10 protein-coding genes and 1 tRNA gene are annotated in these 14,863 nt (G+C 46.3%); 8 read left to right on the top strand and 3 right to left on the bottom strand.

All coding sequences use genetic code 11. The features are described from left to right. From J2W69_RS05390 to J2W69_RS05375, 4 genes are read left to right on the top strand one after another with little or no spacing between them, the layout of a single operon-like run. A complete protein-coding gene (locus tag J2W69_RS05390) occupies positions 1-1,665 on the top strand; it encodes a type I restriction-modification system subunit M (RefSeq protein ID WP_310275345.1) in 1,665 nt (554 codons plus the stop codon). Then, the gene (locus J2W69_RS05385; RefSeq protein ID WP_310275343.1) at positions 1,662-3,599 is read left to right on the top strand and encodes a restriction endonuclease subunit S; all 1,938 of its coding nucleotides are present in this window, start codon (positions 1,662-1,664) and stop codon (positions 3,597-3,599) included. The genes J2W69_RS05390 and J2W69_RS05385 overlap by 4 nt, the downstream gene beginning before the upstream one ends. Next, positions 3,596-5,380, top strand: coding sequence for a restriction system-associated AAA family ATPase (locus tag J2W69_RS05380; protein WP_310275341.1), 1,785 nt, complete (start codon positions 3,596-3,598; stop codon positions 5,378-5,380). The genes J2W69_RS05385 and J2W69_RS05380 overlap by 4 nt, the downstream gene beginning before the upstream one ends. Before the next feature lie 41 nt (positions 5,381-5,421). Beyond that, a complete protein-coding gene (locus J2W69_RS05375) occupies positions 5,422-6,459 on the top strand; it encodes an HNH endonuclease (protein ID WP_310275339.1) in 1,038 nt (345 codons plus the stop codon). A gap of 163 nt (positions 6,460-6,622) precedes the next feature. Here the strand turns inward: J2W69_RS05375 and J2W69_RS05370 are convergent. Continuing rightward, positions 6,623-6,709 (bottom strand) — tRNA-Leu (locus J2W69_RS05370). Between the two features lie 331 nt (positions 6,710-7,040). Between J2W69_RS05370 and J2W69_RS05365 the strand changes: the two genes are divergently transcribed. Further along, positions 7,041-7,538, top strand: coding sequence for an RDD family protein (locus tag J2W69_RS05365; protein WP_310275337.1), 498 nt, complete (start codon positions 7,041-7,043; stop codon positions 7,536-7,538). 71 nt (positions 7,539-7,609) lie between these two features. On the opposite strand, the gene lptG is transcribed toward J2W69_RS05365, so the two are convergent. Both lptG and lptF read right to left on the bottom strand, forming a co-directional pair. Further along, positions 7,610-8,674 carry an LPS export ABC transporter permease LptG gene (gene lptG / locus J2W69_RS05360; protein ID WP_310275335.1) on the bottom strand — a complete coding sequence of 355 codons (1,065 nt, stop codon included), beginning with the start codon at positions 8,672-8,674 and terminating at the stop codon, positions 7,610-7,612. After that, on the bottom strand, positions 8,667-9,776 hold the full coding sequence (gene lptF / locus J2W69_RS05355; protein WP_310275332.1) for an LPS export ABC transporter permease LptF: 1,110 nt from the start codon (positions 9,774-9,776) through the stop codon (positions 8,667-8,669). Before lptF ends, lptG begins: the two co-directional genes overlap by 8 nt. Before the next feature lie 203 nt (positions 9,777-9,979). On the opposite strand from lptF, the gene pepA reads away from it, so the two are divergent. From pepA to J2W69_RS05340, 3 genes are read left to right on the top strand one after another with little or no spacing between them, the layout of a single operon-like run. Continuing rightward, positions 9,980-11,485 (top strand): leucyl aminopeptidase, encoded by a 1,506-nt coding sequence (pepA, locus tag J2W69_RS05350; protein ID WP_008897651.1) that lies wholly within the window; start codon positions 9,980-9,982, stop codon positions 11,483-11,485. Between the two features lie 2 nt (positions 11,486-11,487). Then, positions 11,488-11,937: a DNA polymerase III subunit chi gene (locus J2W69_RS05345; protein ID WP_310275329.1), complete on the top strand. Its 450-nt coding sequence runs from the start codon at positions 11,488-11,490 to the stop codon at positions 11,935-11,937. Positions 11,938-11,978: 41 nt separating this feature from the next. Further along, positions 11,979-14,843 carry a valine--tRNA ligase gene (locus J2W69_RS05340; RefSeq protein ID WP_310275328.1) on the top strand — a complete coding sequence of 955 codons (2,865 nt, stop codon included), beginning with the start codon at positions 11,979-11,981 and terminating at the stop codon, positions 14,841-14,843. Positions 14,844-14,863: the final 20 nt, after the last annotated feature.

Here is a 14,863-nt window from a genome sequence, read left to right as displayed (position 1 = left end):
ATGTTACAGAACAATCCTGAATTAAAAAGTAAGATTGATCAGCTATGGAATAAATTTTGGAGCGGTGGTATCAGCAACCCGCTCACGGCTATTGAGCAGATCACTTACCTGTTATTTATGAAGCGGCTGGACGAGCTGGACTTAAAACGCCAGGCCGATGCCGAATGGACAGAAGAAAAATATACATCAAAATTTGAGGGTAATTGGATTCCACCTGAAGAGCGTAACCGGCCGGAAGGCGAACAACGTCCAATACCAAAATCTGAGCTGCGTTGGAGTTTTTTCAAGCGAATGAATGCAACAGATCGATTGCCTCATGTTGCAAATAAGGTTTTTCCGTTTCTAAAAGATTTAAATGGAGCAGAATCCAACTTTACGCATCATATGCGTAACGCAGTGTTCATCATTCCCAAAGAGTCTTTGCTAGTAGAAGCGATGGGGACGATTGACGAAATCTTTGATGTGATGGAAAAAGACTCGAAAGAAAAAGGCCAGGCTTTTCAGGATATTCAGGGCGATGTCTATGAATACTTACTTTCAGAAATCGCCACCGCCGGCAAAAACGGTCAGTTCCGCACTCCGCGCCATATCATCAAACTGGTAGCAGATTTAGTGCAACCACAGCTTGGTCATAAAATTTCTGACCCAGCTTGTGGCTCCGGCGGCTTTTTGCTTGGTGCCTATCAATACATTGTGACTGAATTAGCCAAAAAAGCGGGAACCACTGATATCAAACCCGATGAAGACGGTTTTATCCGCACTTCAGTTGCCGCAACGCTTACCGACAAAGCCCAGGCTATTTTAAGTGCGTCGCTGTGGGGTTACGACATCGACAGCACCATGGTGCGCTTAGGGCTGATGAACCTGATGATGCATGGCATCGACGAGCCTAATATCGATTACAAAGATACGCTAAGCAAAAGCTACAACCAGGAAGCCGAATACGACATCATCATGGCCAACCCACCTTTTACTGGCAGTATCGACAAAGGTGACGTCAATGAAAACTTGCAGCTTGCCACTACAAAAACGGAATTACTCTTTGTTGAAAACATCTATCGCTTATTAAAAAAAGGTGGTACAGCTGCTGTGATTGTGCCGCAAGGCGTGTTGTTTGGTGCCGGCAAGGCTTTTAAGGATTTGCGCAAACTACTGGTAGAACGTTGCGATTTAAAAGCCGTGGTCACCTTGCCCACTGGCGTATTTAAACCCTATGCCGGAGTTAGCACCGCCATTTTGCTATTTACTAAAGTCTGGGGGCCGAAAGATAAGGTCGATAAACCGGCCACAGAACACGTTTGGTTTTACGAAATGGCTGCAGATGGCTATTCGTTGGATGATAGGCGTAGCAAGCAAGAGGGCTATGGCGATCTGCAAGATATCATTGCCAAATATCACTCTCGTAATGCCGAGAAAGACACTGACCGCACGGCTAAATCTTTTATGGTGCCATACAGCGAGATAGTGAATGAAAAGAATGACTCTGACCTGTCACTAAGTCGCTACAAAAAAGATGTATTTGAAGAGGTACATTACGACGCACCGAGCGTAATTCTAGAGCGGCTGATTCAAGCTGAAATAGGCGATGTGGATTATGCGGAGCTGGCGAAAGTGCAGAGTGGCATTGTGCGGGAGTTGCTGGAATTGAAGGGTATGATGGTATGAAGTTCACCAACCTTGGTAGCATTACAGATATTCGAACCGGCAAGCTTGATGTAAATGCTGGTTCCGAAGATGGCCAGTATCCATTTTTTACTTGTGCCGCAAAACCATACAAAATTAATGACTTCGCTTTTGACACAGAAGCTGTTCTCATCGCCGGGAATGGTGACTTAAATGTTAAGTACTACCAGGGTAAATTTAACGCCTATCAACGCACCTATGTAATTCAAAACAAAGACAAAACCGTTTTATCGATGAAATATCTTTATTATTTTATCGAAACGTATATGGAACGACTTAGAAGAGGCGCCATAGGTGGAATTATCAAGTACATCAAATTGGGGCATTTAACAGAGGCTGAAATCCCCCTCCCGCCTCTCAACGACCAAATCCGTATTGCCCATTTGCTCGGCAAAGTTGAATGGCTGATCGCCCAGCGCAAACAACACCTGCAACAACTCGACGACCTGCTCAAAAGCGTGTTTTTGGAGATGTTTGGTGATCCGATCATAAACCCGCATAAATTCCCTGTTAGAAAGTTGTCAGAGTTCTATATCAACCCTAAAGATGGAACAAAATGTGGTCCATTCGGGAGTGCGTTAAAGAAAGACGAATTTGTAGATTCAGGTATTCCGGTGTGGAACATGGATAACATTGCTCCTAGTGCCTTTATGGTATTGCCGTTCCGAATGTGGATAACAAAAGAAAAATTCAAAGAGCTTGCCTCGTATTCGGTAGAGAATGGAGACATCATTATTTCTCGCGCGGGTACGGTTGGCAAAATGTGTGTGGCGCGAACGGAGGGTAAGCCAGCGATCATCAGCACTAACCTTATTAGGTTGCGACTCGGTAGTGAGCTACGACCGCTGCATTTTGTATCGCTGATGACATACTGCAAAGGCCGCGTAGGCCGCTTAAAAACAGGTCCAGATGGTTCGTTCACCCATATGAATACAGGCATTTTGGACAAACTTGAGTTTCCATATCCCCCAACTGAACTTCAAGATCAATTCGCCATCATCGCGCAAAAAGTCGAAGTGCTTAAATCCCGCTACCAGCAAAGCCTGGATGATCTGAAATCACTCTACGGTACACTGAGCCAAAAAGCCTTTAAAGGTGAGCTAGATTTATCGAGGCTCCCTCTGCCAGAGAGTAAAGATCGAACTAATAAAGTTGCTGACATTTCTGCTGATTCAATGCAGGCACTCAAATCCAGTGAGCGGGTAATCAGCAAACTCAATAAGTTTAATAGCCAGCATACCGTGTTTCTGAAAGCGCTCAATAATATGCCTGCGCTAAAAATAGCTAACTCACCTGTGTTTAAGGCAGCAAGAGAATTGTCTGAGCAGGCAGCCCTTTGGCGCACGCCTCTGGATCAATTCAGAAATATGAGTGCTGTGGCCAGGGCGGCGACGACTATTGCGACGGCAAGCAATACACCCGAAGTAAAAAATGCTGCTTTAATAGCTCAACAGATTGCCAACACAATCCCTACGATGGACATTGCTTGGCTGAAAGACCAACAAGCCATAATAAATGCCGCGGTGGGCCCATTCTCTGAAATGCGACACGCAATAGCGGCACTGCAGCTACCTGATCCAGAGAGGCGATTGACGGAATCTGAAAGTGTAGTGTCAGCTATGCAAGCTGCTGTGCCCCCAGTCAACGCTTCTCTTCTGGCTTTAGCTATTCAACAAGACGATAGCGAAAATGAGCCCAGATACATCTTCACTCGTGACGACATTTTACAAGCATTGTTTGGGGACCAACCACTTCCTGTTATCGACTTAATGAGCAAACTCGCTGAGCAAGAAGTGGTAACGCCAGAAGGATATAGCCGTATAAAAACGCTGTTATTCTCTTTACTGGCCGAGGAGCAAATACAGCAACAATTCAATGATGAAGCAAATACCATCGAATTCAGGACGCGTGCATGAAGCTTATTCGCCTGAAAATCACTGATCCGGCCGGCTTTCGTAGTTTGCCCTGTGGTTTTGAGCATCACTTTCGTACTAAACGGACACTACAAGAGGAACTGACGAGCGCAGAAAGTTTTGCGCCATTCGTCTGTGCAGGGCCAAACGGTAGTGGCAAATCAAACCTGTTGGAAGTGTTAAGCGCAATTTTTTATCAATTGGAAATTTGGCGTGTAAGGCGCAGTTTTTTACCGGAAATACTGCAGAACATCGGCGAACATTTATCACCAGCATCTTTTGAACTTGATTATCTAATCCGTGTACCTAAGGAATACAGCCTTTCGGATAGCCCCAGATGGGCAAAGGTAAGCGTTTGGAAAAACGAAGGTGAGACGGTTCGATTTTTGTGGGAGAACCAGGGCGATTTTAATACCGATATTAATGAAGTATTTGGCAGTGGCTACGCCGATATAATTCTCCCCCAATACGTTCTTGGCTATTCCTCCGGCGAAAATGAAATATTAAGCCTACCGTTTTTTAAAATGCGCTTTATCCAGTTTGATGAATACTGGAAATCCCTTACACAGCAGCTGCCTTACCCAGGTTACCCAGAAACTCGCATGGCATATCTGGATAACAGTTTTAGCCAAGCAATTTTGCTGTGTAATTTATTATTTCAACCTGACGAAATCTTAAAACCGTTCCGTGAGGATGTTGGCATTGAGGCACTGAAAGAGTTTCGTATCATTTTGCGGCGCAGTATTACCATTGATGCTAACCAGCTCGCAGCATTTGCCAGTGAAAACGAAAGTGAACAAGAAACACTTGAAGGTATTCTAAAAAATAATCCTGCGCTCAGCGCCTACGAGGATGAACAAGGGACGACCGGTTACCGTTTAAATATTTTGCAGCTGTTAGAGGGGGATAGCGCTTCATCAAAAATAGTCAGTGCGCTCAAACGCTGTGCCACTCTGTGCTACGAAGATGACAAAAACGACACGCTGCTCTTAGATTACTGGGTAAATGAGGCAACCAAACAGGCGTTCCGTGAAAACTTTAGCAACGACCCACTTACATTGTTTCAAGCGTTTCAGGTGTTATTAATCCTTAACCTATACACGGTTACCGAGTTACTTAAAACAGATTTGTACCAGAGCAATAGCCATTATGTAAGTGAAACTATTCCTGTATTGGCGTCAGATAAGCGCATTATGCGTTTTAAAAATTTTTACTTTACAAAACAGGGTGCAAATAAGCCGATGTTGCTAAAAGAGCTATCGGATGGTGAACACCAATTACTCCATAGCCTCGGCTTGTGCCTGCTATTTCGCAATACCAACAGTCTGTTTTTGTTGGACGAGCCGGAAACCCACTTTAACCCTGACTGGCGCGCCAACTTTATCAGCCGGTTGCGACAGTGTTTCCCGAAAGATGGCGACACCAGCCAGGAGATGCTGTTAACCACCCATACGCCGTTTTTAATTTCTGATAGTAAGAAAGACAAAGTATTGGTGTTCGAAAAACAAGGCGGTAACGTCACAATTGAAACACCTAAATACAATACGTTGGGTGCTTCGATAAATCTGATCACAATGGAAACTTTCAAAAAAAACGAAACCATTGGTGAATATGCAAAAAGTATCCTGCAAGATTTACTGTCTAGCGAATTTCCTGAAAAAGATCCACGTCAGCTGGCGCAGAAAATTATTGATACTTTAGGGGATTCCATTGAGCGTTCGCTTGCTATTCAAGAAGTTTTAGCTCGCAGGGATAAAGCTCATATCGAAAGTAAGAACGACTGATGCTATTTCCCTACACTCGAATACCTCACAAGATGCGCCATATGCATGGTTTTGTTGCATACATTTTTGCCAAGGTGTGGTGTAAGGCTGCTTCTGCTGAATACAGCTTGGAGCTTTTCAAAGGCATGCCAAAACTGTATTTAATTATGGAAGAGCTAGACCGGCAAGACAAAGCAGGCAAAGAGGATGGTGCAGGCGCAATTTTCTACAAATACGTGAATGCTATTTTTAACGATTTCAAAGCGCTTCAACCCCCTGAACTAAAAGCGCTAAAAAAGCAGTTTATGGCAAATAATAATATACAAGCGTTATGTGAAGGGCACGTCAGCCCTGCGCGTTATTCTTCTTTGGCTCAAACAGAGCTAAATGAAAAAATTAGGGGCTTTTTTTCCAAATTATATAGTGGCGGCTTTTTCAACTTGAAGATTGTAAAGGATACGATTGGGACGGACTTAGAGGGACATTACAAAGATTTTGCAAGAAAAAATGACCTGCCCTGTTGCCCATTCTGCGGGTTACAACCGATGGATAACGAGTATGATCCTACTCGGGAAGCATACGATCACTATTTGCCAGCAAGCGTTTACCCATTTAACTCTGTAAACTTAAAAAACCTCGCTCCAGCTTGCCACAAGTGCAACTCACAAAATAAAGGCGCAAAAGACCCGTTAATAGATGAAGCCGGCAATCCTCGAAGAGCATTTTTTCCATATTCTAAAAGCAGTTACAACATAGAAATCTCACTTCAGTTTATATCGTACTCACAACTGCCAAAGGAAACATCCGAAGTTAATGTTGATCTAAAGTGTCAAGGCTATGAGCAAGAACTTGATACTTGGAACCACCTTTACAGAATAAAAGAGCGATTATCAGCTAAGTGCTGTTCAACAGCTATTAGCAAGGCTTGGATGAATCGAATAAAAATCGAATGTCGAAATTACGGTCGTCTGCCTAGCGAAGCCTTAGCAGCAGAACTTGCAACATGTGCAGAGTCTCCTTGGACAGAAGCTGCGTTTTTAAAATCGGCATTTCTTATGGAGGCAGATAGAAAAGGTCTGTTAGGTGTTGAAGTTACATAAACAAGCATGCACACCAACGAAAGTGTTATGAGAAAAAACAGAGAATTTACGAGGTCAGCTTAATCTAGCGGTACTGCATTCGAAGAAGTAAAACTGGTGAATTCATAACATCATTCAGTATTTGAAAACACCATAATGTAATACTATGAAAATTAAGAAATATTGGTGCCTAGGGTCGGACTCGAACCGACACGGAGTTTCCCCCGGCGGATTTTGAATCCGCTGCGTCTACCGATTTCGCCACCCAGGCATATAGAAGGGGCATTTCTAAAACTTTACAAGACTTTACAAGCTCGGTTTACTTATACAATCTTTTTATCTACTTACTAATCAACCACTTAAGCCTAAATTCTTCGTTGACGCCTTGCGTTTTGAATCCGCTGCGTCTACCGATTTCGCCACCCAGGCATTGAGGGTCGTACTGAAGTAAACGCTTGCATTATACAAAGCGAATGGCGCGGCGCAAGCAAAAGTTTCAGTTGGCTGTCTGGTTGCGTGTTTTTGCAGCAGTTTCGGAAAAACTAAGCTGCGTGATACACTTAGCGCAATTCTTAAGGACCGACAAAAATCAGGACACACTGATGTATCACGAATCTCCAAAGGCGGGTTTGTTCCGCCGTTTAGCGGCCATTGTTTATGACGTGCTGATTTTAGCGGCGCTTTGGATGCTGGCTATGGGTCTGGCGCTGTTGCTTGTAACTATTCTGGATAAGCTGGGTCTGGTTTCGCTGGCGGCTTATCAGGATCAGGCTGATTTTATTCAGAAACATTCCATTTGGTTCCAGCTGTATTCGCTGTTGGTGTTTGTCTGGTTTTATGTTTATTTCTGGGTGAAAGCTGGTCAAACCCTCGGCATGCGGGCCTGGCGTATTTTGCTGATACAACCCGATGGCTCTCCTATTACGCTAAAACAAGGGCTGCTGCGTTTAGTGGTGTCTTTGTTGGGTGTGGGGAATTTCTGGTTGTGGATCCGCTGGGGCAAGGGTTTGGCGCTGCAGGATCAAATCACTGACACCATAGTGGTGAAGCTGACCAAAGATGAAAGCAAAGAGCTGAATGTGCATCGTAAAGCAGCCTAAAGCTGCAGATAGCAAAAAAGGCAGAAATCAATTCTGCCTTTTTTATTGCTGCCACTGTAGCAACGGCGTCGCTATTTCTTCTGCAATAAATACATCGCCAGCCCGATAAACAGCAGCGACGGCAAGACTGCACCTAAAACGGGGGGAAGCTGATACACCAAAGCCACAGGCCCAAACACCTGATCGCTCATATAGAAGACAAAACCTGTCAGAATACCCATCAGAATACGGGCCGCCATGGTGACGCTGCGCAGAGGTCCAAAAATAAAGGATAAAGCCACCAGCAACATAGCAATAATGGTTAAAGGCTGAGTGGCCTTGCGCCAGAACGCCAATTCAAACTTGCTGCTGTCTTGCTGGTTGCTGTCCAGATAGTCGATGTAATCTGTTAAGCCTTTGAGCGATAACAGCTCAGGTTTAATAGACACCACGCCCAACTTATCCGGCGTTAAGGTTGAACGCCAACGCTGTTCCTGCCATTGATGTTTCTCTACTCTGTCGTCACGAAAATTTAATCGGCTCACGTCAGATAAACGCCAGGCATTGCTGATAAAAACTGCGGTTTTGGCGCTGACTATAGCCTTTAATTTTAAATCGGTGTCAAACTCGTAAATGGTTAAATCAGTTAAATTACCAAAGTCGTCTACCTGCTTGATATTGATAAAATGATCGCCATCTTTGGCCCAGACGCCCTGCCTTGCCGAAATTAAATCACCGCCTGAAATCGCTTTAGTCCGCAGTTCACGGGCAGTTTTTTCCGCCACTGGTGCGCCAAACTCAGCCACCAGCATCACAATTAGCATCATCAGTAACGAGGTTTTCATCACTGAACCTATGATATTAAGCCGCGACAAACCCGCAGCCTGCATTACCACTAATTCGCTGTTGCTGGCCAGCATACCAAGCCCAACTAAACCGCCTATTAAAGCAGCCATAGGGAAAAACAAAATCAAATCGCCAGGTACGCTGAACAAGGTAAATAAACCAGCGGATAACATGTCGTAATCACCACGGCCAACTAAACGTAACTGATCAATAAACCTGAACATGCCGGATAAAATCATCAGTACAGTCACAGTCATCAGCACTGTGGTTAATATGGTGCGCCCAATATACAGGTCGAGGATCTTAAACATGAGAGGCGCGCCCTGTCAGTAATGCTTTCAGTTTTTGACCCGCAGCACGGTGTTTCACCAACAGCACAATACCGAAGGTCAGGCCCAGCGCATGGATCCACCACATACCCAATTGTTCAGGAATTTTGCCGTCCTCTATAGCTGAGCGGCTGGCAATCAGCAAAATGTAATACAGCAGGTATAAAGCCAAGGCTGGTAATAAGCGGCCAAACTTGCCCTGCCGTGGGTTTACTTTACTCAGCGGCACTGCAATCAACATTAAAATAGGAATAGAAAGTGGTATAGCAATACGCCAGTGCCATTCAGCAGCTGCCTCAGGCCCTGTTTGGTTGCGAAGTTCGGCCGTAGGTAAACTGGATAACTTACGGCGTTTTTGTTCCACTTGTTGTTCGCGAATTTGAATTTGATATTGACCAAATTCCACCACTTCATAACCAGGAGAACGGGTTTCACCTGCATAACGGCGGCCATTGTTTAACTCCAGCAACTGAGCGCCGCTGGCATCTTCTTTCACGTAACCAGACTGAGCATACACAATAGAGGTTTGACCGCCTGGCTCTGAAGAGGTCTGGGCTAAGAACACCCTTTCCAGCTCTCCACCGTCACGGCTGATGTCATGCACAAAAACCACGGCTTTTTCATTGGAGGTTTGCTGGAAACGTCCTGGAATTAAACTGCTAAGGCCTGAATCGGCTTCGGCCTGTTCTAAAATCTGGTATTCACGTTCTGTCGACCAGGGGCTTAAATACAAAGTGACAAAACCTGCCCCCAACGCCACCACTACAGATAACATCAGGGTTAAGCGGGTGACATACCATTCGCTGATGCCAGTGGCATGTAATACCGTCATTTCGCTGTCAGCGTAAATGCGGCCATAAGCTATTAACACGCCCAAAAATGCGCTTAAAGGAATAATGATCACCGCCAGTTGTGGCAGTTTTAATGCCAGAACAGTCAGCACCAACTGACCCGGAATATCACCGTCTGATGCGTCTGCCAGAATTTTCACAAAGCGCTGGCTCATGATAATAGTGATCAGGATCAGGAAGACCGCTAATTGGGATTTAAACACTTCACCAATCAGATAACGAAAAACAATCAAAAATGCCCCCTAAAACCTGTCTTTTTGCTGGAACCCTGACGATTTTTAAGTAAACTGGATGTTTACAGCAATTATTATTGACTAAAGTGGCGATAAATCCGAGCTTTTTTGTAAAGCCGGACAAAATATCATCACACAGAAGACCACTGTACCACCGAACTAACTTGGTATAGTGGCCGAAAGTCTTAGAATCAGGAGTGAGCATGGAGTTCAGCGTAAAAAGCGGTAGTCCGGAAAAACAACGAAGTGCATGTATCGTTGTCGGCGTTTATGAGCCGCGCCGCTTGTCAGCGGTTGCCGAACAGCTGGATAAAATCAGCGAAGGCTACATCAGCAATTTATTACGCCGGGGCGATTTAGAAGGCAAACCCGGCCAGATGTTGTTATTGCACCATGTACCGAACGTACTGAGTGAACGTGTCCTGTTGGTGGGTTGTGGTAAAGAGCGTGAACTGGACGAACGTCAGTACCGCCAAATCATCTCCAAAACCATCAGCACTTTAAATGAAACCGGCTCAATGGAAGCTGTGTGTTTCTTATCTGAGCTGCATGTAAAAGGCCGCGACACCTACTGGAAAGTACGCCATGCGGTGGAAACCACCCAGGATTGTTTGTACGTATTCGACAAGCTGAAAAGCCGTAAAGACGAGACCCGTCGCCCGCTGCGTAAAATTGTTTTTAACGTACCAACCCGTCGCGATTTAACCATAGGCGAAAAAGCCGTTGAACATGGTTTGGCTGTAGCTGCTGGTATCAAGGTGTGTAAAGACGTGTCGAATATGCCGCCCAACATCTGTACTCCGGCTTATCTGGCCGATCAGGCAGTGGCTTTGGCGCAACACGATAAAGTATCAGTGGAAGTGCTGGGCATAGCTGAAATGACGGCTTTGGGTATGCACTCTTATGTGGCTGTGGGCCGTGGCTCGGAAAATGAAGCCAAGATGGCAGTGATTAAATACAACGGCGCTATGGATAACAGCGCGCCTGTGGTGCTGGTCGGCAAAGGGTTAACCTTTGATACAGGCGGTATCAGCATCAAGCCAAGCGATGCGATGGACGAAATGAAATACGACATGTGTGGCGCAGCTTCAGTGCTGGGAACTATGCATGCTGTGGTCAGTTTAGGTTTGCCTATTAATATGGTGGCTGTGCTGGCCGGCGCAGAAAACATGCCGGATGGCCGCGCTTATCGCCCAGGTGATATTTTAACTACTATGTCGGGCCAGACGGTTGAAGTGTTAAACACAGACGCTGAAGGCCGTTTAGTGCTCTGTGACGCTTTGACTTATGTTGAGCGTTTTGACCCGGATGTGGTGATTGACGTCGCGACATTAACAGGTGCTTGTGTCATTGCTTTGGGTAAGCACGCTTCAGGTTTATTAAGTAACCATAACCCGCTGGCGCATGAAATTTTAAATGCCTCGGATCAAAGTGGTGACAGAGCATGGCGTTTACCTTTGTGGGATGACTATCAGGATCAACTGGAAAGCCCCTTTGCGGATTTCAGTAACTTAGGTGGCCGTGCCGCCGGTACTATCACCGCAGCTTGTTTTCTGTCGCGCTTCACCCGTAAATACAACTGGGCGCATTTGGATATTGCCGGTACTGCATGGCGCAGTGGTGGCAAAGACAAAGGTGCAACAGGCCGTCCTGTGGCTATGTTGACCCAGTTTTTAATTAACCGTGTCGGAACCGACATCGAGGGATAACAGTGCCTCAGGTCAGTTTTTATCTGCTGCCGGAAACGGTAGCAGACACTGGATCTCAGCTGGCGTCGGAGCCAGCTTTTTTTCATGTTGCTGCAAAACTCTGCGCCGATTTTTATCAGGCCGGACAGCGGGTTTTTGTGTTCTGCCAAAATCAGGCGGACGCCGAACTGCTGGATGAGGTAATATGGCGCTTTGATCCAGAGCGATTTGTGCCACACAATCTGGCGGGCGAAGGCCCTGCACGAGGCGCTCCGGTGGAAATCAGCTGGCTGCCTCCAGGCAACGCGAGGCCGGTTTTAATTAACCTGTCGGCAACAGTGCCGCCTTTTAGTCAGCGTTTTCAACACATTATCGAATTTGTTCCAGCCGAAGAACAGCTTAAGGTTCAGGCGCGGGAACGATTTAAATTTTATCGCCAGTCGGGGTTAACCCCGCAAACAGTGCAGCTCTGATGGCCGGCCTGCGTTTTTAGTGAGAGTTTCAGGTAACGAAGATGGAAAAGACATTTAACCCGAGTCAAGTTGAACAAGCCATGTATCAGGCATGGGAAAGCAAAGGCTATTTCAAGCCAAGTGGTGATAACAGCAATGGTGCGTATTGCATCATGATCCCACCACCAAACGTGACCGGTAGCCTGCATATGGGCCATGCCTTCCAGCAAACGATAATGGATGCCTTAACCCGATACAAACGTATGCTGGGCAAAAACACCTTATGGCAAGTAGGTACTGACCACGCTGGTATAGCGACGCAAATGGTAGTGGAGCGTAAACTGGCAGCCGAAGGCAAACCAGATCGCCACGCCATGGGCCGCGAAGCTTTTATTGAAAAAGTGTGGGAATGGAAAGCCGAATCAGGTGGCACCATCACCGAACAAATGCGCCGTTTAGGCAACTCAGTCGACTGGGACAAAGAGCGTTTCACTATGGACGCCGGCCTGTCGAATGCAGTGCAGGAAGTGTTTGTGCGCCTGTATCAGGACGATTTGATTTACCGTGGCAAACGCCTGGTGAACTGGGATCCGAAGCTGCATACGGCTATTTCTGATTTAGAAGTAGAAAACAAAGAACAAAAAGGCCACCTGTGGAACTTACGTTACCCTCTGGCAGATGGTGTCACTACGGCTGATGGAAAAAACTACATAGTGGTTGCCACCACCCGTCCTGAAACTATGTTGGGCGATACTGGTGTTGCAGTGAACCCGGACGATGAGCGCTACCAATCCCTGATTGGTAAAGAAGTGCTTCTGCCGCTGGTGAACCGCCGTATTCCAATTCTGGCCGACGAGCATGCCGATAAAGACAAAGGCACAGGCTGCGTAAAAATCACGCCAGCTCATGACTTTAACGACTACGAAGTAGGTAAACGTCATCAGTTGCCCATGATCAACGTGATGACAGCGGATGCCACTATCCGCACTGAAGGCGAATGTTTCTTTACCAATGGTGAAGCAAACCCGGCGCACAACTCTGAAATTCCTGCTGAATTCCAGGGGTTGGATCGTTATGTGGCCCGTAAAGCCATAGTGGCGGCTTTTGATGCAGCAGGCCTTTTAGACAAAGTGGAAGATCACAATAACACCCTGCCGTACGGCGACCGTTCTGGTGTGGTGATTGAGCCTTTATTAACTGACCAGTGGTATGTGCGTGTCGCGCCTATGGCCAAAACCGCCATTGAAGCTGTGGAAAACGGCGACATTCAGTTTGTGCCTAAGCAGTATGAAAACATGTACTACAGCTGGATGCGTGACATTCAGGACTGGTGTATCAGCCGTCAGCTGTGGTGGGGTCACCGTATTCCAGCCTGGTACGACGAAGCAGGTAAAGTGTATGTCGGCCGTGATGAAGCTGAAGTGCGTGCTAAACACGCTTTAGCCGATGATGTGAAATTACGTCAGGACAACGATGTACTGGACACCTGGTTCAGCTCAGCGCTGTGGACTTTCTCTACTTTAGGCTGGCCGGATAATACGGAAGAGTTAAAAACCTTCCACCCGACCGACGTATTAGTTACTGGTTTTGACATTATATTCTTCTGGGTTGCCCGGATGATTATGATGACGATGCATTTTGTTAAAGACGAAAATGGCAAGCCTCAGGTGCCGTTTAAGACTGTGTATGTGACTGGTCTTATTCGTGATGAAAACGGCGACAAGATGTCAAAATCCAAGGGCAACGTGATTGACCCGTTGGATATGATTGACGGCATCAGTCTGGACGACCTGTTGGTGAAACGCACCAGCAATATGATGCAACCACAGCTGGCCGAAAAAATTGGCAACCAGACCAAAAAGCAATTCCCTGAAGGTATTGAAGCCAGCGGTACAGATGCTCTACGTTTCACTTTAGCTGCTTTGGCTTCAACAGGCCGTGATATCAGCTGGGATATGAAACGTTTAGACGGTTACCGTAACTTCTGTAACAAGCTGTGGAACGCCAGCCGTTACGTTACCATGATGACCGAAGAAAAAGATTGCGGTCTTGCTGGTGGCGAGATGGAGCTGTCATTAGCCGATCACTGGATCATCAGCCAATATCAGCAAACTATTACTCAATTCCGTGGTTATTTAGACAGCTACCGTTTTGATATGGCGGCCAATACGCTGTATGAATTCACCTGGAACCAGTTCTGTGACTGGTACTTAGAGCTGACCAAACCTGTATTGTTTAAAGGCACCGAAGCCCAGCAACGTGGTACCCGTCATACCTTACTGACAGTGCTGGAATCTTTGCTGCGTTTAATGCACCCCATCATGCCATTTATCACTGAAGAAATTTGGCAGCTGGTGGCTCCTATGGTGCGTAAAGATCTGAACCCTGACGACAGCATTATGCTGCAGGCTTACCCGGACTTTAATCAGGCGCTGGTGAATGAAACAGCTACTGCCGATCTGGAATGGGTGAAGAGCTTTATAGTTGCTATCCGTAATGTACGGGGTGAAATGGATATAGCACCAAGCAAGCCATTGTCTGTATTAGTGCGTAACCTGACCACAGACGACAGCCGTCGCTTACAAAGCAATATGGCCTTCCTGCAGAATATGGCGAAGTTAGAAGCCATTACTGTACTGGCCGATGGCGAAACAGCACCAGCTTGCGCCGCTCAGTTGCTGGGCAAGATGGATATTCTGATCCCTATGGCAGGTTTGATCGACAAAGAAGCCGAACTGGCCCGTATTGCCAGGCAAATGGAAAAAGCGCAGCAGGAACATGACCGCGTGGCCGGCAAACTGGCGAACCAAGGTTTTGTGGCGAAAGCGCCTGAAGCAGTACTGGCGAAAGAGCGTGAAAAACTAGCTGAAGCTTTAGAAGCTATTACCAAGTTAAAAGCCCAGCAGGAACAAATCGCTGCGATTTAACTGTCTGTTCTATTGAACGT

The sequence above is a fragment of the Rheinheimera soli genome (assembly GCF_031457405.1).
Classification (GTDB): Bacteria; Pseudomonadota; Gammaproteobacteria; order Enterobacterales; family Alteromonadaceae; genus Pararheinheimera; species Pararheinheimera soli_A.
The sequence above is the reverse complement of the archived record's forward strand: the minus strand, read 5'-3'. Positions and strand labels throughout refer to the sequence as shown.